The 21,799-nt window shown below is 64.8% G+C and carries 19 protein-coding genes; 15 read left to right on the forward strand and 4 right to left on the reverse strand.

What is annotated here, in order from left to right:
• The first annotated feature begins 78 nt into the window (after positions 1 to 78).
• The 13 genes from ccmA to MHM84_RS16990 all read left to right on the forward strand — a co-directional run bounded on the left by ccmA (position 79) and on the right by MHM84_RS16990 (position 14,629).
• Positions 79 to 705: a cytochrome c biogenesis heme-transporting ATPase CcmA gene (ccmA, locus tag MHM84_RS16930; protein ID WP_239267516.1), complete on the forward strand. Its 627-nt coding sequence runs from the start codon at positions 79 to 81 to the stop codon at positions 703 to 705.
• Positions 706 to 729: 24 nt separating this feature from the next.
• Entirely contained in the window at positions 730 to 1,428 is a 699-nt protein-coding gene (gene ccmB / locus MHM84_RS16935; protein ID WP_343218296.1) for a heme exporter protein CcmB, read from the forward strand.
• Positions 1,429 to 1,437: 9 nt separating this feature from the next.
• Positions 1,438 to 2,190, forward strand: coding sequence for a heme ABC transporter permease (locus tag MHM84_RS16940; RefSeq protein WP_239267518.1), 753 nt, complete (start codon positions 1,438 to 1,440; stop codon positions 2,188 to 2,190).
• Complete coding sequence (gene ccmD, locus MHM84_RS16945; RefSeq protein ID WP_239267519.1) at positions 2,190 to 2,390, forward strand: heme exporter protein CcmD; 201 nt, start codon at positions 2,190 to 2,192, stop codon at positions 2,388 to 2,390. The genes MHM84_RS16940 and ccmD overlap by 1 nt, the downstream gene beginning before the upstream one ends.
• Positions 2,380 to 2,826, forward strand: a complete 447-nt coding sequence (ccmE, locus tag MHM84_RS16950) for a cytochrome c maturation protein CcmE (protein WP_239267520.1) — start codon at positions 2,380 to 2,382, stop codon at positions 2,824 to 2,826. Before ccmD ends, ccmE begins: the two co-directional genes overlap by 11 nt.
• A gap of 14 nt (positions 2,827 to 2,840) precedes the next feature.
• Positions 2,841 to 4,832, forward strand: a complete 1,992-nt coding sequence (locus MHM84_RS16955) for a heme lyase CcmF/NrfE family subunit (protein ID WP_239267521.1) — start codon at positions 2,841 to 2,843, stop codon at positions 4,830 to 4,832.
• On the forward strand, positions 4,829 to 5,362 hold the full coding sequence (locus tag MHM84_RS16960; RefSeq protein ID WP_239267522.1) for a DsbE family thiol:disulfide interchange protein: 534 nt from the start codon (positions 4,829 to 4,831) through the stop codon (positions 5,360 to 5,362). Before MHM84_RS16955 ends, MHM84_RS16960 begins: the two co-directional genes overlap by 4 nt.
• Positions 5,359 to 5,835, forward strand: a complete 477-nt coding sequence (locus MHM84_RS16965; RefSeq protein ID WP_239267523.1) for a cytochrome c-type biogenesis protein — start codon at positions 5,359 to 5,361, stop codon at positions 5,833 to 5,835. The genes MHM84_RS16960 and MHM84_RS16965 overlap by 4 nt, the downstream gene beginning before the upstream one ends.
• Positions 5,832 to 7,070: a c-type cytochrome biogenesis protein CcmI gene (gene ccmI / locus MHM84_RS16970; RefSeq protein ID WP_239267524.1), complete on the forward strand. Its 1,239-nt coding sequence runs from the start codon at positions 5,832 to 5,834 to the stop codon at positions 7,068 to 7,070. Before MHM84_RS16965 ends, ccmI begins: the two co-directional genes overlap by 4 nt.
• A gap of 2 nt (positions 7,071 to 7,072) precedes the next feature.
• Positions 7,073 to 10,570, forward strand: a complete 3,498-nt coding sequence (gene smc / locus MHM84_RS16975) for a chromosome segregation protein SMC (protein WP_239267525.1) — start codon at positions 7,073 to 7,075, stop codon at positions 10,568 to 10,570.
• 193 nt (positions 10,571 to 10,763) lie between these two features.
• Positions 10,764 to 12,194 (forward strand): cell division protein ZipA, encoded by a 1,431-nt coding sequence (gene zipA, locus MHM84_RS16980; RefSeq protein WP_239267526.1) that lies wholly within the window; start codon positions 10,764 to 10,766, stop codon positions 12,192 to 12,194.
• A gap of 100 nt (positions 12,195 to 12,294) precedes the next feature.
• A complete protein-coding gene (gene ligA, locus MHM84_RS16985; RefSeq protein ID WP_239267527.1) occupies positions 12,295 to 14,328 on the forward strand; it encodes an NAD-dependent DNA ligase LigA in 2,034 nt (677 codons plus the stop codon).
• Between the two features lie 34 nt (positions 14,329 to 14,362).
• The gene (locus tag MHM84_RS16990; RefSeq protein WP_239267528.1) at positions 14,363 to 14,629 is read left to right on the forward strand and encodes a YheU family protein; all 267 of its coding nucleotides are present in this window, start codon (positions 14,363 to 14,365) and stop codon (positions 14,627 to 14,629) included.
• 65 nt (positions 14,630 to 14,694) lie between these two features.
• On the opposite strand, the gene MHM84_RS16995 is transcribed toward MHM84_RS16990, so the two are convergent.
• On the reverse strand, positions 14,695 to 16,008 hold the full coding sequence (locus MHM84_RS16995) for a 2-hydroxycarboxylate transporter family protein (RefSeq protein ID WP_239267529.1): 1,314 nt from the start codon (positions 16,006 to 16,008) through the stop codon (positions 14,695 to 14,697).
• 300 nt (positions 16,009 to 16,308) lie between these two features.
• Here MHM84_RS16995 and dcuS point away from each other — a divergent pair, with 300 nt between their 5' ends.
• Together dcuS and MHM84_RS17005 are read left to right on the forward strand one after the other, a co-directional pair.
• Positions 16,309 to 17,922, forward strand: a complete 1,614-nt coding sequence (dcuS, locus tag MHM84_RS17000) for a DcuS/MalK family sensor histidine kinase (RefSeq protein WP_239267530.1) — start codon at positions 16,309 to 16,311, stop codon at positions 17,920 to 17,922.
• A 21-nt stretch (positions 17,923 to 17,943) separates the two neighbouring features.
• Complete coding sequence (locus tag MHM84_RS17005; RefSeq protein WP_239267531.1) at positions 17,944 to 18,663, forward strand: response regulator; 720 nt, start codon at positions 17,944 to 17,946, stop codon at positions 18,661 to 18,663.
• A gap of 8 nt (positions 18,664 to 18,671) precedes the next feature.
• Here the strand turns inward: MHM84_RS17005 and mnmC are convergent, their stop codons facing one another.
• The 3 genes from mnmC to MHM84_RS17020 form a co-directional block, all read right to left on the reverse strand.
• Positions 18,672 to 20,714: a bifunctional tRNA (5-methylaminomethyl-2-thiouridine)(34)-methyltransferase MnmD/FAD-dependent 5-carboxymethylaminomethyl-2-thiouridine(34) oxidoreductase MnmC gene (mnmC, locus tag MHM84_RS17010; protein WP_239267532.1), complete on the reverse strand. Its 2,043-nt coding sequence runs from the start codon at positions 20,712 to 20,714 to the stop codon at positions 18,672 to 18,674.
• 176 nt (positions 20,715 to 20,890) lie between these two features.
• Complete coding sequence (locus tag MHM84_RS17015; RefSeq protein WP_239267533.1) at positions 20,891 to 21,190, reverse strand: YciI family protein; 300 nt, start codon at positions 21,188 to 21,190, stop codon at positions 20,891 to 20,893.
• A 14-nt stretch (positions 21,191 to 21,204) separates the two neighbouring features.
• Entirely contained in the window at positions 21,205 to 21,768 is a 564-nt protein-coding gene (locus tag MHM84_RS17020) for a septation protein A (protein WP_239267534.1), read from the reverse strand.
• Positions 21,769 to 21,799 lie beyond the last annotated feature (31 nt).

Consider the following 21,799-nt stretch of genomic DNA (forward strand, 5'->3'; position numbering starts at 1 on the left):
TGACGCAGCAGCGCGGCTGGTCGCTCATTGGCTTTGCGTGTAAAGTGCCGAGCGAACCATGAATGGTGGGAGAAAGGGGTGACGTTCCGCCTTGAAGGGCGCAGCCTGGGCTGCGAGCGCGACGATCGCTGGCTGTTCGCGAATCTCGATCTGAGCGTAGAGCCAGGTGAGATGCTGCGGGTCGAAGGGCCCAACGGCAGTGGCAAGACCACACTGCTCAAGATCCTGTCGGGGCAGCTCGCCGAACATGACGGAGAACTGCTCTGGAACGGGCTCCCAATGCGGCGCAACCGCACCGCCTTTCTCGCCAATCTGCTTTACCTGGGCCATGCGCCCGGCGTCAAGTCGGCCTTGAGCCCGCTGGAAAACCTCGCCTGGTACCAGGCGTTGAATGGCGAACGGGGTAGCGAGGCGGATCGGATGGCGGCCCTCGACGAGATCGGTCTGTGCGGCTTCGAGGACGTACCCGTCGCTCAGCTGTCCGCCGGCCAGCAACGCCGGGCGGCGCTGGCCCGTATGCTGCTTTCGCCGCGCCCGTTGTGGGTCCTCGACGAACCCTTTACCGCTATCGACCGGCAGGGCGTCGCTGCGCTCGAGGCTCGCCTGCAGGCGCATGTCGCCCGAGGCGGCAGCGTGATATTGACGACGCATCACGAACTGGCGCCCATGGCGGCATTGCGTCGTGTGTCGCTGGGCGTATCCTGAATGACCGAGTCGTTGGAAGAGAGCATGCAAGTCGTTGAACCCAGCACCGGTTTGGCAGTCGCCGTAAGAGCGATGATAAAGCGCGACCTGACGCTGATGCTGCGTCGGCGGGGCGAGGTGATCAACCCGCTGGTGTTCTTTGCCCTGGTGATTATGCTGTTCCCGCTGGGCATCTCTCCCGATACCGACCTGTTGGCCGAGATCGCCCCGGGGTTGCTGTGGGTCGCTGCGCTGCTGGCCACGCAGCTTTCGCTGGACGTGTTGTTTCGAAGCGACTTCGACGACGGCAGTCTGGAGCAGTTGTTGCTTGCACCCCAGCCGCTACCGGTGATGGTGTTGCCCAAGGTATTGGTGCACTGGCTGCTCACCGGGCTGCCTCTCGCCGTGATGGCGCCGCTACTCGGCGTGATGCTGGCGCTACCGCCCGGGAGTTATGTCGTACTGGCGCTGTCGCTGGCGTTGGGTAGTGCGTCGCTGAGCCTGATCGGTGCCATCGGTGCCGCCTTGACGGTAGGGCTGGCAAGGGGCGGTGTCTTGCTGTCGTTGCTGGTTTTGCCCCTGTACATCCCGATTCTCATCTTCGGGGCCGGTGCAGTACAGGTTGCGGTATTGGGGGGAAGCGCCGCGCCACATCTGGCGCTGCTCGGGGCCCTGCTGGCACTGGCCCTGATGCTGGCCCCCTGGGCCATTGCCGCCGCACTTCGGATCAGTATCAACGGTTGAGGTAGCCGCATGTGGGCCTTCATACATAAGCTGGGTTCGCCCAAGTGGTTCTATGCCATCAGTGCGCGGCTGCTGCCTTGGTTCTGGGCGGCGGCAGCGACGTTGCTGGTGGTGGGAACGGTCTGGGGGCTGGCGTTCGCCCCGGCCGATTACCAGCAAGGCCACAGTTTCCGGATCATTTATGTTCACGTGCCGGCAGCGATTCTCGCCCAGTCGTGCTTCGTCGCCCTGGCGGTCGCCGGCGGTATCTTTCTGGTCTGGAGGATCAAGCTCGCCGATATGGCGGCGGCCGTCATCGCTCCGTTCGGTGCCGGGATGACCTTCGTGGCGTTGTTTTCCGGCGCCGTGTGGGGCGTGCCGACCTGGGGAACCTGGTGGGTGTGGGATGCCCGGCTGACATCGATGCTGATCCAACTGTTTCTGTACCTGGGGGTCATTGCCCTGCGTGGCGCCTTCGCCAGTCGCGATAGCGGCGCGAAGGCGGCCTCGGTACTGGCCCTGGTCGGGGTCGTCAATATTCCGATCATCAAGTATTCGGTGGAATGGTGGAACACCCTGCATCAGCCCGCGACCTTCTCGCTCACCGAGCGACCGGCCATGCCGACGGAAATGTGGCTGCCCCTGCTGGTGATGGTGCTGGGCTTCTATTGTTTCTTCATCGCCCTGATCCTGATGCGTACGCGTAGCGAGATACTGCGCCGGGAGTCGGCCAAGCGCTGGGTACGTGAGCTGGTCGAAGAGCGGACCGGGGGACGACACTGATGGCCTTCGATTCGTTGCATGCCTTGATCGTCATGGGCGGACATGCGCCCTATGTGTGGTCCGCCTGGGGGGTGACCGCGGCGTTGTTGGTAGCCAGCGTGCTCCATGCCCGCGCTGAGCGTCGCCAGCTGATCCGTGAACTTCAGCGGCGCAATCGCAGGGAGCGTAACCTGAGCGAAAGAGAGCCCCATGAACCCTAAACGCAAGCAGCGACTCTATCTGATCCTCGGTCTGGTGACCCTGGCCGCCATCGCCGTGGGACTGATCTTGTATTCGCTGAGCAGCAACATCAATCTGTTCTTCAGTCCGGCGCAGATTGCCAGCGGCGAGGCTCCCCTGGAGCGCCAGATTCGCGCCGGTGGCATGGTCAAGGCCGGTAGCGTGCAGCGTGACAGTGAAAGTCTCGATGTCTCTTTTCTGGTGACCGATTACGAGAGCGACCTGGAAGTGCGCTATAGCGGCATCCTGCCCGACCTGTTCCGCGAAGGGCAGGGGGTGGTGGTGGTCGGTGAGTTGGTTGGCGATGGGCTGTTGCGGGCCGACCAAGTGCTTGCCAAGCACGACGAGAACTATATGCCGCCCGAGGTGGCCGAGGCCCTGAAGGGCAAGATGCCCACCGAGACCATCGCCAAGTAGGCAGAGGCAAGCCCATGCTGGACAAGATCATTCCCGAAATCGGCCACTTTGCGCTAATCCTGGCCCTGCTCATGGCCGTACTACAGGCGACGGTGCCGATGGCCGGTGCGGCGACGCGGCGTCCACTGTGGATGGCCTTCGCCCGACCCATGGCCAACGGGCAGTTCCTGTTCCTGCTGCTGGCCTATTTCTGCCTGACCGCCAGTTTCCTGATCGACGATTTCAGCGTGGCCTACGTCGCCAACAACTCCAACTCGATGCTGCCCTGGTACTACAAGTTCAGTGCCGTGTGGGGCAGCCACGAAGGGTCGGTGCTGCTGTGGAGTCTGTTGATGGGCGGCTGGGGTTTCGCCGTCAGCCGTTTCTCGTCACAACTGCCCCACGACATGCTGGCCCGGGTGCTGGGCGTGATGGGCTGGGTCAGCGTCGGCTTCATTCTGTTCATCCTGATCACTTCCAATCCCTTCGAGCGTTTGCTGCCCGACGTGCCGCAGGACGGCGCCGACCTCAACCCGCTGCTGCAGGATTTCGGCCTGATCATTCACCCGCCAATGCTCTACATGGGGTATGTGGGCTTCTCGGTGGTGTTTGCCTTTGCCATTGCCGCCCTGATCGGTGGCCGCCTGGATGCCGCCTGGACGCGCTGGGCGCGGCCCTGGACGAATATCGCCTGGGCGTTTCTGACCGTGGGTATCGCACTGGGCAGCTGGTGGGCCTACTACGAGTTGGGCTGGGGCGGCTGGTGGTTCTGGGACCCGGTCGAGAACGCCTCGCTGTTGCCTTGGCTGGCCGGCACGGCGCTAATGCATTCGCTGGCGGTGACCGAGAAGCGCGGCAGCTTCAAGAGCTGGACGGTGCTGCTGGCGATCATTACCTTCTCGCTGTCTCTGCTGGGCACCTTCTTGGTCCGCTCCGGGGTGCTGACCTCGGTGCACGCCTTCGCCAACGATCCGGCGCGCGGTACCTTCATCCTGGTGCTGCTGGGACTGACCGTGGGCGTGTCGCTGCTGATCTTCGCCCTGCGCGCGCCACGCGTCAGTCACCTGGTGGGGTTCAGCTGGCTGTCGCGCGATGCGCTGCTCTTGGCCAACAACATTGTGCTGGTCATCATGACCGTGACCGTACTGCTGGGTACCATCTATCCGCTGCTGCTCGATGCCCTGGGCCTGGGCAAGATCAGTGTCGGCCCGCCGTACTTCAACGCCTTGTTCGTGCCGCTCACCGTGCTGCTGTGCATCGTCATGGGACTCGGGCCGGTGGCGCGCTGGAAGCGCATGCCCGGGCGTGAATTGTTTCGGCGTCTGGCCTGGGCCGGCCTAGCGGCGCTGCTGCTGGCCGCCGTAATGCCGCTGCTCTACGACGGCGAATGGAACCTGTGGGTGTCGTTGGGCCTGGCCACGGCGCTTTGGCTGGCGTTGTCGCTGGCCTGCGATCTGTTCGACAAGCTGCGCAATGCCGCGTCCCTCAATGTCGGGCTGCGGCGCCTGACGCCGGCCTACTGGGGCATGTTCCTGGGCCATCTGGGGTTGGCGGTGACGATCGTCGGGGTCACCGTCGTGTCTCACTACAATATCGAGCGTAACGTGCGCCTGGCCCCGGGCGACAGCGCCGAGGTCGCCGGCTATGTCTTTACCATGCAGGATTTGCGTGAGCGGCGCGGCCCCAACTTTATCGCCGATACCGCCACCATTGCCGTCAGTCACGATGGCGAACATGCTTTCAACATGTATCCGGAAAAGCGCGTTTATCTCGCCCGGGGCATGCCGATGACCGACGTCGCGCTGCGCCCCGGTCTGCTGCGCGACCTGTACGTGGCATTGGGCGAGGATCTCGGCGATGGCGCTTGGGCGCTACGCATTCAGTACAAACCGTTCGTGCGCTGGTTGTGGCTTGGCGGTCTGCTGATGGCGCTGGGTGGAGTGTTGGCCGTTGTCGATCGTCGCTATCGGCGGGTACGCCGTACCGCTTCGCAGCCACATGAGGAGTACGAGGAGGCCCGGGCATGAAGCGTCGTCTGTTGCTATTGATTCCCCTGGCGCTCTTTGCCGTCCTCGCCGTGTTCCTCTATCAGGGGCTATCGATGAACCCCAGCGACCGCGACTCGGCGCTACTGGCCCGCGAGTTTCCCGCCTTCGAACTGGCCACGCTGGAGGATCCCCAGGCCACGGTCGACGAATCGTTGTTGCAGGGGCAGGTCACGCTGGTCAACGTGTGGGGCGAGTGGTGCCCGACCTGCAAGCAGGAGATGCCTCAGTTGCTGGAACTGGCCGAGCGCGGCGTACGCCTGGTGGGTGTCGACTACAAGGATACCCGGGCCAAGGGGCAGGCGTTCCTCGATGAGTTCGGCAACCCTTTCGAGGTCAACGTCTTCGATCCCGAGGGCAGCCTAGGCTTCGATCTCGGCGTTTACGGCGCACCGGAAACCTTCCTGGTCGATGCCGACGGCATCATCCGCTATCACCATACCGGGTACATCACGCCCGAAGACGTCGAACGGACGATATGGCCAGAGGTGCAGAAATGGCGAAGCGAATGACAAGTCGCAAGTTGCTGTCTGCCGCCCTGATAGCCTTGGCGATGATCGTCGCCGGTGTGGCGACGGCAGCCATCGAGGTACGCCAGTTCGACGATCCTGTCCTGCAGCAGCGCTACGAGTCCCTGGTCGACTCGCTGCGCTGTCCCAAGTGCGCCAACCAGGCCATCGGCGACTCCAACTCGCCGATTGCCGAAGACATGCGCGAGCGCGTCGCGCAACTGCTCGAAGACGGTCGCTCCGACCGCGAGATTCAGGATTTCATGATCGATCGCTTCGGCGATTACGTACTCTACAATCCGCGCCTGAACGATCGCACCTGGCTGCTGTGGGGGCTGCCGGCTGCCCTGGTGCTGCTGGGGGCCGTCGTCATCGCCCTGATCGTCCGGGCGCGGCGCAATGCCTCGAACCGCGCCTTGAGCGATGAGGAGCGTCAGCGGCTGGATGCACTGATCAACCGGGAGAGGACACGATGAACCTGCTGTGGATAGCGCTGGGGCTGCTGTTGCTGCCGGCCCTGTGGCTAGTCGTGTTGCCGCTGCGGCGAGCCGCCGAGGTGCATGCCGCCCAGCAGGCCTACGAGACCGAGCAGCGCGACGAAGCGCAGAACGTGGCTGCCTACCGGCGTCGCCTGGCATCGCTGGAAGCGGCACGCGAGCGTGGCGAGATCGATGCGGCGCGTTTCGAAGAGAGCCGCCTGGAGCTCGATCGCAGCCTGCTCGAGGATACCCAGGCCCGCCGTCATGCGCCGCTCAAGTCGCCGCGGGCGGGCCGGGCCCTGGTGCCGGTGCTGATGGTAGCCCTCGCAGTGGCCAGTCTCGTCTGGTATCAGCGCGAAGGAGCCGAAGGCGACCTGGCGCTGTTCGCCGCGCGCCAGGCGGTGGTCGACTCCCCCGATGCCTCGTTGACGATGCTGATCGAACGCTTCGAGGAGCAGGCCGAACGCCAGCCCGACAACCCCAAGGTCTGGCTGGCGCTGTTTCCTCTCTACCGCGACAGTGGCCAGTTCGACAAGGCCATCGTCGCCCTCGAACGGTTGATCGCCCTGGAAGGCCGGCAAGTCAACCTTTTGGCCCAGTTGGCGCAGATGGAATTCTTCGTCGCCAATCGCACCCTGACCGATGACGTCCAGGCGCTGGCCGACGAGGTGCTGGCCCGTGACCCGCGTCAGCCTACGGTACTCAGCATGTTGGGGCTCGAGGCCTTCGATCATGGCCGCTATGAGGATGCCATCGATTACTGGCGGCGAGCCATTGCCGGCATGAGCAATCCCGACGCCGCCGAGGCCCTGCGCAGTGGTATCGCCACCGCCCGGCAGCGCCTGGGTGTGGCACCCGAATCATCGGAGACACCGAGCGATGGCCCGTCGCTGACCGTCAATGTCAGCCTCGCCGAGCACCTGCGTTCGCAGGTAAGCGAGAGCGACACGGTATTCGTGGTGGTCCGCGACGTCGAAGGCAAGCTGCCGCCGCTGGCCGTCGAACGCGCCACGGTGGCCGATCTACCGTTCGAGGTGACGCTTGACGATAGCGATGCCATGGCGCCCATGGCGCGAATCTCGCAGGTCGATGAGGTCAGCCTGACGGTGCGCGTCTCGGCCTCCGGAGAAGCCATGCCCCAGCCCGGCGATCTGGTTGGCCAGGCCGGGCCGGTGACGTTGGCCGACGCCAAAGATCCGGTGGCCGTCACCATCGACGGCATCGTGGACTGAACATGCGCCTCAAGTCGATCCGTTTAGCCGGTTTCAAGTCCTTCGTCGATCCCGTGACGGTGCCGTTCGACGGCAACATGACGGCGATCGTCGGTCCCAATGGTTGCGGCAAGTCCAACGTCATCGATGCGGTGCGCTGGGTGATGGGCGAGTCGTCCGCCAAGACCCTGCGCGGCGAGTCGATGACCGATGTCATCTTCAATGGCTCCACCGGACGCAAGCCGGTGGGGCAGGCCAGCATCGAGCTGCTGTTCGACAATCGCGACGGCAGCATGGGCGGCCCGTATGCCCAGTACGCCGAGATCGCCGTCAAGCGCACCGTGACCCGTGACGCCCAGTCGAGCTACTTCTTCAACGGCCAAAAGTGCCGCCGCCGCGATATCGCCGACCTGTTCATGGGTACCGGCCTGGGGCCACGTTCCTACGCCATCATCGGCCAGGGCATGATCTCGCGCCTGATCGAGGCGCGCCCCGAGGAGCTGCGCTCGACGCTCGAGGAGGCCGCCGGCATCTCCAAGTACAAGGAGCGCCGCCGCGAGACGGAGAATCGCATGCGGCGCACCCAGGAGAATCTCGAACGCCTCGACGATATTCGCGAAGAGCTGGACAAGCAGCTCGAGCGTCTCAAGCGCCAGGCCGAGGCTGCGCGCCGCTACCAGACCCTCAAGCAGGAAGAGCATCGTCTCAAGGGTGAGCTGGCACTGCTGCGCGGACGTGCCCTGCGCGCCCAGCAGACCGAACAGGAATCGCGGGTACGCGAGCTCGAGACCCAGGTGGAGCGCGAGATTCTCGGCAGCCGCCAGTGCGAAAGCCGCCTCGAGGAGGCGCGCCTGGAGCATGACCGCCTCGCCGAACAGCTCGAAGGCCATCAGGCCCGCTTCTACGAAACCGGGGCTGCCATCGCCCGCCTGGAACAGCGTCTCGAGCACGCCCGCAGCCAGGAACAGCAGTTGGCGCGCGACTTGGAATCGACCCGGCGTGAGCTGACCGAGCTCGACCGTCTCGGCGAGACGGACGATCAGCGCCTGGCCGATCTCGACGAGCGCCTGGAGACGCTGGGGCCCGAACAGGAGGAAATCGCCGAGTCGCTGGCCGAACTCGAGGCCGCCCTGGAAGAAGCCGAGCAGGCGTATCAGGACGCCCAGCAGCGCTGGGAACAGTTCAGCGAAGCGGACCGGCAGGCCGGTCATGAAGCCGAGCGCAGCCAGGACCGGGTGCGTCACCTTGAGCGCAGCCTGGAATCGCTGGCCGCGGATATCCAGCGCCGTCGTCAGCAACTCGGTGAATTGCCCGATCAGCAGGAACTGCGCGAACGCCGCGAGGAACTCGGTGAGCAACTGGCCGAGATCGACCTGCAGCTTGAGTCGCTGGAGGCGCGCCGGGAAACCTTGCAATCCGGCCGCGAGCAGGCTCGCGAGACGATCCGCCGGCTCGAGGCCGCCCGCGAGCAGGAGCGCCAGCGCCGCAGCCGGCTACAGGGTGAACTGGCCTCGCTGGAGGCGCTCGTCCGGGCCAGTCTCAGCGACAGTGACAGCGATATCGAAGCACTACTCGAGCGGCATGGCCTGGCGTCGGCACCGCGGCTGGCCGAACGTATCCGCGTGGCCCAAGGTTGGGAGGACGCCACATCCTGGGTGTTGGCTCCGTGGCTCAATGCCCGTTTGTTGGCCGATTCAGCGCGTGAAGCGTTGGCCGAGCGCCTTGAAAGCGGCGAACTGGCGTTTCTCGGGCTGGAGAGCGAGGGGGAGGCGCCGGTACATAGCCTGGCCGCCAACGTCAGTGGGGCCGGGGCAGCCTCGACGCTACTCGCCGCCATCCACTGTGCCGATAGCCATGAAGCGGCCTGGCAACTGCGTGAGCGACTCGGTCCCGGTGAGAGCGTGCTGACTGCAGACGGTCTGTGGCTGGGGCGGGACTGGGCGCGTCGTCGCGGGCAGGGCGACAGTGCCGACAGCGTGCTGACGCAACAGCGTCGTCGTGACGAGGTCGCCGCCGAACTGGAGAGCGTGGATCGGCAGCTGGTGCAACAGGAAGAACGGCTGACCGAGGCTCAGGCGCAGGACGCCGATAGCGAGCGGACGCTCGAACAGTGCCGGGTCGAGGAGCGTGAGCTGTCCCAGCGACGTCAGCAGGTCGCGTTGCAGGAAGCCAATCTCGTTTCGCGTCTGGAGCACGCCGATTCCCGCGCGCGCGATCTCGATGAGGAAATTGCCGGCCTTGATGAAAGCCGCGAAGAGCGGGCGCTGGAACTCGAAGAGGCGCGCGAGCGCTGGCAGGCGGCCATGGCGGCCCTCGAACATAGCAGCCGGCAGCGCGACGTTATCGCCCAAGACCGTCGCGAGACCCAGGAAACGCTATCGGGGCAGCGTGCCCGTCAGCGCCCCTTGCAGGAGCGCGCCCAGCAGCTCGCCCTCGAATCTCAGCGTTTGACCACCGAGCGGGCCGGCCTGGTACAGCAGCGCGAGCGCAGCGGAGAAACACGCACCCGCCTCGAGGAAAAGTGTGCCGAACTCGAGCAACAGCGCGAGGAGCTGCGCGAGCCAGGCGAGGAGAGTCGCGAACAGCTCGACGAACTGCTCGACCGACGAGGCCGTGAGGAAACGGCGCTCAATGCCTGTCGCGGCGAGGCTCAGCAATTGGCGGAGGTGTTGCGCGAAACCGAGATCGCCCGTCAGCAGCATGAGCGCAATCTGGAAGGTATCCGCAGCCGGCTCGAAGAAGGACGCATGCAGGTCCAGGCGCTCAAGCTCAAGGCCGATGCTCAGGACGAGGCACTGACCGAACTCGGCTTGGCTGCAGCGGAACTGGAAGCGTCGCTCGATGCCCATGCCACCGAGTCGGCCTGGCAGGCGCGGCTGGAGGAAATCGGCGAAAAGATTCGCCGACTCGGAGCCATCAATCTGGCAGCGATCGAAGAATATGACCAGCAGGCGGAACGTCGGGACTACCTTGAAGGTCAACATGCAGAATTGACCGAGGCGCTCGAGACCCTGGAACGGGCCATTCGCAAGATCGACCAGGAAACGCGGACCCGCTTCAAGCAGACTTTCGATCAGGTCAACGAAGGCTTTTCGCAGCTTTTTCCCAAGGTCTTCGGTGGCGGCGCAGCCTGGTTGACCCTGACCGGTGACGACCTGCTGGAAACCGGGGTGGCGATCATGGCGCGACCGCCAGGCAAGAAGAACAGCACGATTCATCTGTTGTCGGGGGGAGAAAAGGCGCTGACGGCACTGTCTCTGGTATTTGCGATTTTCCAGCTCAACCCGGCGCCGTTCTGTATGCTGGACGAAGTCGATGCGCCGTTGGACGATGCCAATGTCGGACGCTACGCAAAGCTGGTCAAGGACATGTCGGAGTCGGTACAGTTCATCTATATCACGCACAACAAGATCGCCATGGAAGCAGCGGGCCGTCTGATGGGCGTGACCATGCAGGAACCTGGGGTGTCTCGTCTGGTTGCGGTGGGTGTCGAAGAAGCGGCGGAACTCGCCGAAGCATGAGCGACAGTTGTCTTGTATAGAAAAAGTTAGCGATAGTGTTTTACTGAAAAAGAATCAGGGAAAGAAGGGTGATTGCGCTGGGGCTGAGGTAAAAACTTGACATTCAAAAAAAGTAGCCCTTTTTTTGATAATCGCGCTATGCTAGTCATGAATAAATATGGCATGGCGCCTTAGCAAACAGGCAAGACGACCCATGGAACTACGTGAATGGTTGATAATTCTGGGGCTGGTTCTGGTGACGATCATCGTCGTTGACGGTGTGCGTCGCCTCCAGCGTCAGCGCAAGGTACCCCGTCTGGATCAGGTCGATCGTGGCGTGGGTGATGACGAGGGCGCGATGGCCGATCCTGAAGAGGCGGCTCGTCAGGAAGAGATCAACTGGGAATTGCCCAATGGAGGGGCGAGGGTCGTCAGGTCGGCAACGCAGCCAACCGTCGTGCCGAAGCCCAAGCTTCAGCGCCAGGATCATCCGGGGCCATCCAAGGTCTTTTCGCGCATGGCCAAGGAGCAGGAGGATCGCACGACGGCAGCCAGGGCGAGTGCCGGGTCAGCGAAGCCGACGGCCAGCGCGTCGCGTGATGCTTACCACGGCAGGGACGAGGCGACGACCGCCTCCCCTGACGCGCCGGCCCATGCCCGGCATGCGGCGCCGAGCGAATCGCGAAAGACACAGCCACGAGAGACGTCGCGAGACACAAGACACGCCACACCGGCTGATGAGCCGACCGAAGCGCCGACAGGGCGCTTCAATCGCGCCGGCATGGCGGCCGCCCTGCGTTCCAGCAGCCAGCGGGCCATGAGCAAGATGTCTTCCGCATTTCATCGCCACGATGACGAGGAGCATCCGCCGCATCGCGAGCCCTCGCTGGGTGAGTCCACGCAAGATTCACAAGGTAAGCCGGGCGAGATGGAGCCGGCCATCACGGCGCGGGACGCGGCCGACGAGCCGAGCGTCCGCCATGACCGGCCAGAGGCACCGGCCTTCGAGCCGCCCTTCGAGCCTGTAGGGTATCGCGATCACGCTGCGGCCTATGCAGATGACGTGGTTGACGAAAGCGCTTATGGGGAAGACGAGGCCGTGTCGGAGACACCGCCCAACGATGTCGTGACGCCGCATCCGGTGGTCGAGAAGGCGCGCCGTCATAACGTCAGTGCCCAGCGTGCCCGGGAGACCTTGGCCGGCGCCGATGAAGTCATCGTGATCAGTGTGCTGGCGCGTAACGAAGAGGGCTTCTCGGGGACTGCACTGCTCAATCTGATGCTGGCCTGCGGCCTGCGCTACAGTGAAATGGGTATCTTCCTGCGCTATGAAACGGAAGACGCCGAGAGCGAGTTGCAGTTCGCCATGGTCGATGTCGTCAAGCCGGGCACCTTCGATCTGGAAGCGATGGACGACTTCTCTACGCCTGGCGTGACCTTCCTGATGCCGCTGCCTGGCGCCCAGGACTCTGCCGCCGCCTTCGAGGCGATGGTCGAGACCGCCATGGTGTTGGTGCGCAATCTGGGCGGCGAGCTCAAGGACGAAAACCGCAGCGTGATGACGGCGCAGACCGTCGAGTTTGCCCGTCAGCGTGTCCAGGAGTTCGAACGTCGCAATCGCCTGCATCGTTACCAGGCCAACTGAATTTTTTGCAGTCCAAGCGGTACCATAGAAGACAACCCTGTGACGCTCTCACAGGGTTGTCTTGTTTACGCTCCATGATTCGACCGAGACTCACAACGGCATGAGCCAGATCGATCCCACTGTTCTTGAAGATGTCGAGCGCCTGCGCAGGGAGCTCGACGACGCCAACTACCGTTACTACATCCTCGACGACCCGCTGCTCACCGATAGCGATTATGACCGGCGCCTGCGTCGCCTGCAGGAACTGGAAGCCGCCCATCCCGAGCTGATCACGTCGGATTCGCCCACTCAGCGTGTCGGCGCCTCGCCCGCCGAGGGCTTTCCCGAAGTGCGCCATGCCGTGCCCATGCTCTCGCTGGACAACGCCTTCGGCGAGGATGAGATCGCCGCCTTCGTCAAGCGTCTCAACGAGCGACTCGAACGTAGCGTCGACGATCTGGCATTCTGCTGCGAGCCCAAGCTCGACGGGTTGGCGGTGTCGCTGGTCTACGAACAGGGGCGGCTGGTGAGCGGAGCGACGCGTGGCGATGGACGCACCGGTGAAGGCATCACCGCCAACCTGAAGACGTTGAACACCATTCCGCTCAGGTTGCGTGGCGACTCGGTGCCCGAGCTGATCGAAGTGCGCGGCGAGGTCTACATGAGCCATTTGGGATTCGAGGCGCTCAACGAGGCGGCCCGCGAAGAGGGGCGCAAGATCTTTGCCAATCCGCGCAACGCCGCCGCCGGCAGCCTGCGTCAGCTCGATCCGCGTATCACCGCCCGGCGTCCACTGGAGTTCTGCGCCTATCAAGTGGCGCGTATCGACGAGGCCCTGGTGGCCGACAGCCACTCGGCGCAGATGGCCGGGTTACGTGAGCTGGGCTTTCGCACCAATCCCGAACTGGCCGTCGTGCGGGGCACTGCGGCACTGCTCGACTACTGCCGGCATCTCGGCGAGAAACGCGAACGTCTCGATTACGACATCGACGGCGCCGTGATCAAGGTCGACGACCTGCGCCTGCAGCGCGAGCTTGGCTTCGTGGCGCGGGCGCCGCGTTGGGCCGTGGCTTTCAAGTTCCCCGCCCAGGAGCAGACCACGCGGCTCAACGACGTCGAGTTCCAGGTCGGGCGTACCGGGGCGATCACGCCGGTGGCGCGTCTCGACCCGGTCAACGTGGCCGGCGCCATGGTTTCCAACGCCACGCTGCATAACCAGGACGAGATTGCCCGCCTCGGCGTGATGATCGGCGATTGCGTAGTGATACGCCGCGCCGGCGACGTCATTCCACAAGTGGTCCGGGTGCTCGAAGAGCAGCGCCCGGCGGATGCCCGGCCCATTGCGTTTCCCACGCATTGTCCGGTGTGCGGCTCCGAGGTCGAGCGCACCGCGGGCGAAGCCGTGGTGCGCTGCCCGGCGGGACTGTTCTGCGCCGCCCAGCGCAAGGAAGCGATCAAGCATTTCGCCAGCCGCCGCGCGCTGGATATCGACGGTCTTGGCGTCAAGCTGATCGACCAACTGGTCGATCGCGAATGGGTCAAGACACCGGCCGATCTGTTCCACCTCAAGGCCGAGTCACTCATCGAACTGCCGCGCTTCGGCAAGAAGTCGGCGGACAACCTCATCGCCGCCTTGGACAAGGCCAGGCATACGACGCTGCCGCGCTTCATCTATGCCTTGGGCATTCGTGAGGTCGGCGAGGCGACTGCCGCCAACCTGGCGCGCCACTTCGGTACGCTCCAGGCGCTGATGGACGCCGACCTGGCGGCGCTCGAGGCGGTCGAAGACGTTGGCCCGATCGTCGCGGCACATATCCATGCGTTCTTCGAAGAGGGCCATAATCGCGATACCGTCGCCCAATTGATCGAGGCCGGCGTCGTCTGGGACGAGGCGGAAGTGACCGCTCGCCCCCAGCCGCTGGTCGGACAGACCTGGGTGCTCACCGGCACGCTGGAGAACATGACCCGCGACGAGGGCAAGGCGCGCCTGCAGGCGTTGGGTGCCAAGGTGTCGGGCAGCGTGTCGAAGAAGACGGCGGCGGTAGTGGCCGGGCCGGGAGCCGGCAGCAAGCTGAACAAGGCCCAGGAGCTGGGTGTCGAGGTGCTCGATGAGGACGCCTTCCTGGCCCGTCTGCGCGAATGGGAAAGCGAGTGATCGATCACGAACGATCGGCCAAGAGGACAATGCGATGAGTGGACGCTTCGTCGAAGTTCCCTACAGGATGCTGCCCGGCGAGACGCTGGATGCGCTGCTGGAAACCTTCGTCACCCGTCAGGGCTATGACACCACCGATACCGGCGAAGGCATGCGCGGTTGGGTGGCAGGGCTCAAGCGCCAACTGGAGCGGGGCGAGCTGATCATCGCCCACGACCTGCAGACCGAGACGACCGAGGTCATGACTCTGGCGCAGTGGCGGGCATTCGGACGCCAAGTCGCGGATGACGAGGAAGGTTGAGACTTGCCGGCAACGACAACGGCGCCCTCAGGGGCGCCGTTGTCTTGGCTTCGGCTATCCAGCGGTCAGGCGAAGAACAGCGGCACGACCACGCTCGAGATCAGCAGGATCAATGCGCCCCCCAGCCGCGAGGAAATCTGCGCGAAGGGCATCAGCGACATGCGGCGGGCCGCGGAGAGTACCGCCACGTCCCCGGTGCCGCCCATGTTGGCCATGCACAGCCCGGCGGTGATGGCCGACTCGATGGGGTAGAAGCCGACCAGCTTGCCGACCAGCCCGGCGCCGAAGGCTGCCCCGGCGACCACCGCGAACACGATCAACACGTAGGTCACTGAGATGGCGTCGATGACCTGGCCGAGGTCGGTATAGGCGATGCCGATCCCGAACAGCAGGGCGAACGTCCAGTTACGGGCCACGAACTGGAACCACTGCGCCGCGGATTCGTTGATGGATTCCGGTACCACGTTGGCGACCTTGAGTGCCGCGACCAGAATGATCATCAGAGCGTAGGGATGCAGCGGGATGAAGGCGCCGAGTATCTGGCCGGCGGTGAAGAAGGCCAGCGCCGCGACCACACCGACGCCCAGCTTGCCGATGTCGGGGGTGCGTTGCTGCTCTTCGACTTCCACGCCCGGCATCATCTGGCCGTTGCCGGACAGCCCCGGGAAACGCTTGGCCAGGCCATTGAGCAGGCCGGCGATGATGATCGCAAACACGTTGCCCAGCGCCAGGGCCGGCACCAGGATCGAGATGTAGTAACTGGCCGGCTGGCCCAGCAGTTCCTGGTAGATCTGGCTCATGGGCACCGCACCGGCACCCATGCCGCCGCCCAGGATCGGCATGGCAATGACCACCACGGCATCCTGAGCGGAGAAGCCGAGCAAGGTGCCGACGACGACCGCGAACAGGGCGGCGAACAACACGGCGCAGAGCAGCGGCAGGGCATAGCGTGAGCCGACCTTGACCAGCACGCGGGAATCCATGCCCAGGATGCTGCCGGTGATCAGCGCGGCGATATAGAAGTTGAGAAAGCCGCCACCCTTCATGAAATCGGTGACGTTATCCACCACCGGCGCCGGCAGCCACTGCAGGTAGACCATGGCGGCGGCCCCGAAGATGGCCAGAATCGCGCCACCGCCCAGGTAGGTCTTGACGATGGGCAAACGATCGCCGATGAAGCCCAGCAACTCGCCGAGCAGCATCATGACCAGCAGGGCGCCGATCATGCCGGTGGGCAGGGTGTCGGTGGCAATCGCCGCAACCATCACTGCCAGAGCGATGGCGAACAGTGGCAGGCTCATGCCGAAAATGCGTTGCGAGAAAAGCGGGTTGTCGCTAGCGGCCCGCGAATTGGCAGTGTCCGTCATGCTGTGACTCATCGACGGTCTCCCTCGAACGTGTCAACGCCATGCCGCCGGGCATGGAGTGACGGTGATCGAAACTGTCCGGCCTGGCTGATGCAAAGGGCCGAACAGACGTGATGCCGCCGAGGATAAGCGCTACGCAAACGCGGCCAAGGTTGGCAAAGTTATTAAAGCGTTATGTAAATAACGAAAGTCGCGGTGGGCTTGACGGCACAACACCGTGGTGTTGGGAATGCCACCAAGGTCGAATATATGATGTTCACACCGTTGCGTTCCGGGCCGATGTCGAAGTCCGCTGTCGAGGAGAGTGAAACCGTGAAATTCCTTCGGTTGCGTCTGAGTCGCCTGATCTTCCTGCTGGTGGCGGTGATGGTGGTGCTGTCGTTGGGCCTGGCGCTGTGGCTGTTCAATGCCCAGTTGCGCGACACCCTGGAACAGGCCCAGGCGTCGCGGGTCACCAACCTGGCGCAGACGGTGGCCGGCAAGGCCAGCGTGCGCAGTGCCCTGCAGGAGGCGGAGCGGGCAGCGTCGACGCCCCGCGCCGCGACTTCCCTCCAGACCGAGATCGATGCGCTGCGCGAGCGGCTCGGCGTCGATTTCATCGTGGTCATGAACCGTCAGGCGATCCGCCTGACGCATCCGGACCCCGAGCGGGTCGGGCGTCACTTTCGCGGCGGTGACGAGGGGGCGGCCCTGGCCGGGGAGTCGTATGCTTCGCGCTCGGTGGGCACATTGGGAACCAGCATCCGCGGCTTTGCCCCGGTGCGTGGCGATGACGGTGACGTGGTTGGCGCCGTCGCCGTGGGGGTGACTCAGGCGTCGCTGGCCCCCCTGCTCGCCGAGAACCGTCGCGACGTCATGCTTGGCGTGGCCCTGCTGATGATCGTTGGCGCGCTGGGGGCGAGCTGGCTGGCACACTATATCAAGCGCGTGCTGCTGGGGCTGGAGCCCTACCAGATCACGCGGCTGGTCGAAGAGCGTCAGGCAATGCTGTCCTCGATCCATGAAGGTATCCTGGCGGTGGATCGCGAGGCCCGCATCACGCTGGTCAATCCGGCGGCCCAGCGTATGCTGGCCGATGCCGGACTGGGGCCGCCGACGCTGGGAATGCGCGTGACGGACTATCTGCCGGGCAGCGGCCTGCCCGAGGTGCTCGACAGTGGCCGCGAGCGGCTGGATCATGAGCTGAGCTTCAACGGCCGCATCGTGCTTGCCAATCGCCTGCCGATCCGTCACCGGGACGCGGTGATCGGGGCCATCGCCACCTTCCGCGACAAGAGCGAGCTCAACGCGCTGGCCGAACAGCTCACCGGAGTGAGTCGCTATGCCGAGGCGCTGCGTGCGACGACCCACGAGTTCAAGAATAAACTGCACGTCATGCTCGGCCTGGCCCAGATGGGCGACCTGGCGGCATTGCGCAGCTACCTGCGCGACCTGGCCGACCATCATGTGGCGCCGTCCACGGCGCTGGTCAGAGGCATCGACGATCCGGTGTTGGCGGGTTTTCTGCTCGGCAAGCAGAGCGAAGCCCGCGAGCGCAACGTGATCCTGCAGGTCGAGGTCGAGCGTCCGGTTCCCGTGCCCCGCGAGCCGGCATTGGTGCATACCCTGGTCACGGTGCTCGGCAACCTGCTGGAAAACGCCTTCGACGCCGTGGAAAATCGCCACGAGCGCCGCGTTACCCTGACGCTGGAGCACGACGAGGCGCTACTCTCGCTGCACGTGCAGGATACCGGTCCCGGCATCGACGAGGCAGTGCGCGAGCGGCTCTTCGAGCCCGGCGTGTCGACCAAGGGCGAGCGGCGCGGTCTGGGACTGGCGGCGGTCAGGAACCAGGTCGATACTCTGGGCGGCACCCTATCCGTCTATTCCGAGCCAGGGCGCGGTACGCTATTCGAGGTCGAGTTGCCGTATCCGCCGAGCGAGTGAAATCATCGAGCGAGGACTGACATGCGTGTGCTGATCGTCGAGGACGACCCCATGGTCATGCGCCTCAACGTCGATTACCTCAACCGCCTGGACGAAGTGCAGCTGGTCGCCCAATGCGACAGTGTGCCGAGTGCCATCGACGTGCTCGATCAGGAGCGCGTCGATCTGGTGTTGCTCGACGTCTACCTGCGCAATCGCAGCGGCCTGGAAGTGATCCGCCATCTCCAGCGCACCGGCTGCGATACCGATGTGGTGCTGATAACCGCCGCGACGGAAACCGAAACGGTACGCGCCGCGCGGCGTCTCGGTGTCAGCGATTATCTGGTCAAGCCGTTCACCTTCGAGCGCTTTCGCGACGCCGTGCAAGCATGCCGTCAGGCGCGCAAGACGCTGGAAGGACTGTCCGACCGGGTCGCGCAGCAGGACATCGACCGTCTGTTCCAGCCGATGTCGGCACCCGAGCCCCGCCGCCCCGGCGATCTGCCCAAGGGCCTGACCGCGACGTCGTTGTCGCAGGTCGCCCAGGCCATTCTCGCGCTGCCGGACGGCAACTTCACCACCGAGACGCTCATGCCGGCCACCGGCATGTCGCGGGTTTCGGTGCGCAAGTATCTCAAGTATCTGGCGGAAAGCGGTGTGCTGGCCGAATCCTTCCATTACGGCCAGGTGGGCCGCCCCTCGTTTACCTATCGGTGTCAGGATCGTACTGCGCTGGAGCGGTTAATCACCTCTGCGCATTGACGTTCGGCCTAGCCATGCTTGCCGCGAACCAAGTCGGCGATCAGCCGCCGCCCGGGATGGAGATGGTCGACCAGTTCGCGCTCCAGCGGCAGCGGTTCGGCGCAGATCCGCGAGGCGAGCAGTTCGGCACATAGCGGCGCGCTGGCCAGCCCGCGCGAGCCGTGGCCGGCGCTTATCCACAGGCCCGGATGGTGCTGTCCCGGTGTGGCGGGGATGCGGCGGGCGTCCTTGGCAAGGTCGGCATAGTCGCTAAGCCAGCGTTCGGCGTCGGGGACCGGGCCGGCGTAGGGGGTCTTGTCGGGCGTGGCGGCGCGCAGGGCGGCGCGCCCGCTCATGTGCGCCGGATTCCAGTCGACGCCGGCCTTCGCCAGGGCGGCGACATACGTCGGCAGGGTGCGCTGGAGTTCCGCCAGGTTGGCGGCGTGGTCGGCCTCGCGCAGCTCGGTGCCGGTGTGGTTTGGGGCGAAGGTCGCCCCGAAGCACTGTACGCCATCCACGGCCGGCGGAGCGTAGCCGCCGGCACATACCACCCGGGACAGCGTCGGTGCATCCGCCGGCACACGGATTTCACTGACCTGACCGCGAATCGGACGCAACGTCAACCAGCTCAGTTGGGTCAGTTGCGGAGCCTGCCAGGCCGTGGCCACCACGACCTGATCGGCCGCGATGGCTTCGCCGTCGGCCAGCGCCAGTTGCCAGCCCGTATCGGTCGCCGTCAGCGCCATCACCTCGCCGTGGCGGAAGTGAACGCCCGCTGTCGCCGCCAGGCGCTGGCACAGGGCGGCCGGGCGTACCCAGCCAGCGCCGGAGTAATCCAACCCGCCCCGAGCAAGCGGTGTGTCGGCGAGTTCACCGGCCCTGTCCGCATCGACGCTCTCGATCACGTCGGACGGCAGGCGGTGAGCGTCCATGAAAGCGGCCTGACGTAGCGCCTCCTTGTCGGTCTGGGCCAGTTGCAGCACACCGCAGTCCTGCCAGAGTTCACCGTCTGGATCGAGACGTGCCAGCCAGCGTCGGGTATGCAGCAACCCGGCCAGATAGACGCGGCTCTGCAGATTGGTCTCGGCGGCGAGCTTGACATAGAGCGCGCCCTGGCGATTGCCCGAGGCGCCCGTCCCCGGCGCCTGCCTGTCGAGCAGGGTGACCTGCACGCCGCGCCGGGCCAGCGCCTCGGCAACGCTGGCACCGGCCAGCCCGGCGCCGATTACCGCCACATGGCGTGCCGGCAGGGCAGCCGGTGATGTGAACCAGGGGGTAGCCTGGCGCGACGCGTCAGTCAGGGGGGTATCGATACGACCGCGCAGCATCTCGCGCTTGCGCCCGAAACCCGCCACCTTTTCCCAGGCGAAGCCGGCAGCCTTGAGACCGCGCTTGACGAATCCGGCACAAGTGAACGTCGCGAAGGTGGCGCCGGGATGGCTGTGCGCGGCCATGGCCTCGAACAGCGCCGGCTGCCACATGTCGGGATTCCTGGCCGGGGCGAACCCATCCAGGAACCAGGCATCGGCCTTGCCGTCGAGACGCGACAGGCGCTCGGCGCTGTCGCCGAAGTGCAGATCCAGCGTGACTCTGTCGTCCAGGATCAGACGGTGCACGCCACTGACCGGCTCGGGCCACTGCGCGACGAGGGTACGCGCCTTGTGGCTGAAATCCGGCCATGCCGCCAGGGCGCGCTCAAGGTCGTCACGCCGCAGTGGATGCTTCTCCGTGGAGACCAGATGCAGGCGGGCCGAGGCCGGGGCACATCGCTCGAAGCAGGCCCAGGCGCACAGCATGTTGAGTCCCGTGCCGAAGCCGGTCTCGCCGATCGTGAACGGGCGCGATGCCTGCCAGGCGGAGAAGCGTTCGGGCAGGCGGTTGTGCCGGATGAAGACGTGTTCGGTCTCGGCACGGCCATCGTGGCGCGAGAAATACACGTCCTCGTAGCGGGTAGAGTGCGGCGCCTCGCCGGTGGCATCCTCGCGCCAGTCCAGCGTTGCGCACTCCAGCGCAGTCAGTGGCGGCAGGGGGTAGGGCGGTACGTAGCCGGGCGGGGATGGCGGGCTCGACAAGGATGACTCCGAATTGTCACAGGCTGGTCATTTTTTGACCGATTCTGACGAGGCGGCTAGCCTTGCCGCTTTGAGCAGGGCATCCGCCGCCTCTTCACAGGGTTTTCCACAGGAGGTGTGAGCAAAACCGCTTGTGCATAACTTGCTGTGAATAAGCGCCGCTCACGCCGGCGCCGTCAGGGCAGCACCTTCTTGAAGGGCTTGACGCTCACCTTGGCATAGACGCCGGCGATCATGTACGGATCGGCATCGGCCCAGGCGCGGGCGGCATCGAGATCCGCAAACTCGGCGACCACCAGGCTGCCGATGAAACCGGCGTCGCCGGGGTTGTCGGCATCGATGGCCGGGTGCGGGCCGGCCAGCACCAGGCGACCTTCGTCGCGCAGTTTTTCCAGGCGCGCCAGGTGATCGGGACGGGCCGCCATGCGCTTTTCCAGGCTGTCCTTGACGTCCTCGCTGATGATCGCGTAAAGCATCGTCGTTTCCTCGGTTATGGGGTCTTGTCGACAGGGTCGGGCGTCGTCGCGGCGCTCATGTGGCGGCTCATGTAGACGCCCTGGGCCAGCACGAAGGCCAGGGTCAGGCCAAGCATGCCGAACAGCTTGAAGTTGACCCAGGTGGCTTCGTCGAACGTCTTGAACACGTAAACGTTGAGTGCCGCCATGGCCAGGAAGAACACTACCCAGGCGGTATTCAGCCGCTGCCAGATGGCGGGCGGTAACGTGACGGCACGCTCCATCATGCGCTGGATCAGGGTCTTGCCGCCAAACAGCGGCGAGACCAGGAAGGCCACGGCGAACAGGACGTTGACCACGGTGGGCTTCCACTGGATGAACGTGGCGTCATGGAAAAGCACCGTGGCGCCGCCCATGACGACCAGTAGCGCCAGGGTGATCAGGTGCATCTTTTCCACACGCCGATAGCGCCACCACAGAAAGCCGACCTGAGCCAGCGTGGCGGGGATCAGTACCAGGGTGGCAAGCACGATGTCACCGCTCAGGTGATAGACGGCGAAGAAGATCGCGATGGGCAGAAAATCGAGCAACAGCTTCATGGAAGAACCTCATGCAAAGGCGCATTGACCC

This window comes from Halomonas sp. McH1-25 (assembly GCF_022348165.1).
Lineage (GTDB): Bacteria > Pseudomonadota > Gammaproteobacteria > Pseudomonadales > Halomonadaceae > Modicisalibacter.

Bases quoted from the DNA above. Each gene is read 5' to 3' on its own strand.
- ccmI (WP_239267524.1), top strand. From the start codon at position 5,832: ATGAACCTGCTGTGGATAGCGCTGGGGCTGCTGTTGCTGCCGGCCCTG.
- ccmD (WP_239267519.1), top strand. From the start codon at position 2,190: ATGGCCTTCGATTCGTTGCATGCCTTGATCGTCATGGGCGGACATGCG.
- MHM84_RS17015 (WP_239267533.1), bottom strand. From the start codon at position 21,190: ATGCTTTACGCGATCATCAGCGAGGACGTCAAGGACAGCCTGGAAAAG.
- ccmE (WP_239267520.1), top strand. From the start codon at position 2,380: ATGAACCCTAAACGCAAGCAGCGACTCTATCTGATCCTCGGTCTGGTG.
- zipA (WP_239267526.1), top strand. From the start codon at position 10,764: ATGGAACTACGTGAATGGTTGATAATTCTGGGGCTGGTTCTGGTGACG.
- smc (WP_239267525.1), top strand. From the start codon at position 7,073: ATGCGCCTCAAGTCGATCCGTTTAGCCGGTTTCAAGTCCTTCGTCGAT.
- ccmB (WP_343218296.1), top strand. From the start codon at position 730: ATGCAAGTCGTTGAACCCAGCACCGGTTTGGCAGTCGCCGTAAGAGCG.
- MHM84_RS16940 (WP_239267518.1), top strand. From the start codon at position 1,438: ATGTGGGCCTTCATACATAAGCTGGGTTCGCCCAAGTGGTTCTATGCC.
- MHM84_RS16990 (WP_239267528.1), top strand. From the start codon at position 14,363: ATGAGTGGACGCTTCGTCGAAGTTCCCTACAGGATGCTGCCCGGCGAG.
- MHM84_RS16960 (WP_239267522.1), top strand. From the start codon at position 4,829: ATGAAGCGTCGTCTGTTGCTATTGATTCCCCTGGCGCTCTTTGCCGTC.
- MHM84_RS16965 (WP_239267523.1), top strand. From the start codon at position 5,359: ATGACAAGTCGCAAGTTGCTGTCTGCCGCCCTGATAGCCTTGGCGATG.
- MHM84_RS16995 (WP_239267529.1), bottom strand. From the start codon at position 16,008: ATGAGTCACAGCATGACGGACACTGCCAATTCGCGGGCCGCTAGCGAC.
- MHM84_RS16955 (WP_239267521.1), top strand. From the start codon at position 2,841: ATGCTGGACAAGATCATTCCCGAAATCGGCCACTTTGCGCTAATCCTG.
- ligA (WP_239267527.1), top strand. From the start codon at position 12,295: ATGAGCCAGATCGATCCCACTGTTCTTGAAGATGTCGAGCGCCTGCGC.
- MHM84_RS17005 (WP_239267531.1), top strand. From the start codon at position 17,944: ATGCGTGTGCTGATCGTCGAGGACGACCCCATGGTCATGCGCCTCAAC.
- MHM84_RS17020 (WP_239267534.1), bottom strand. From the start codon at position 21,768: ATGAAGCTGTTGCTCGATTTTCTGCCCATCGCGATCTTCTTCGCCGTC.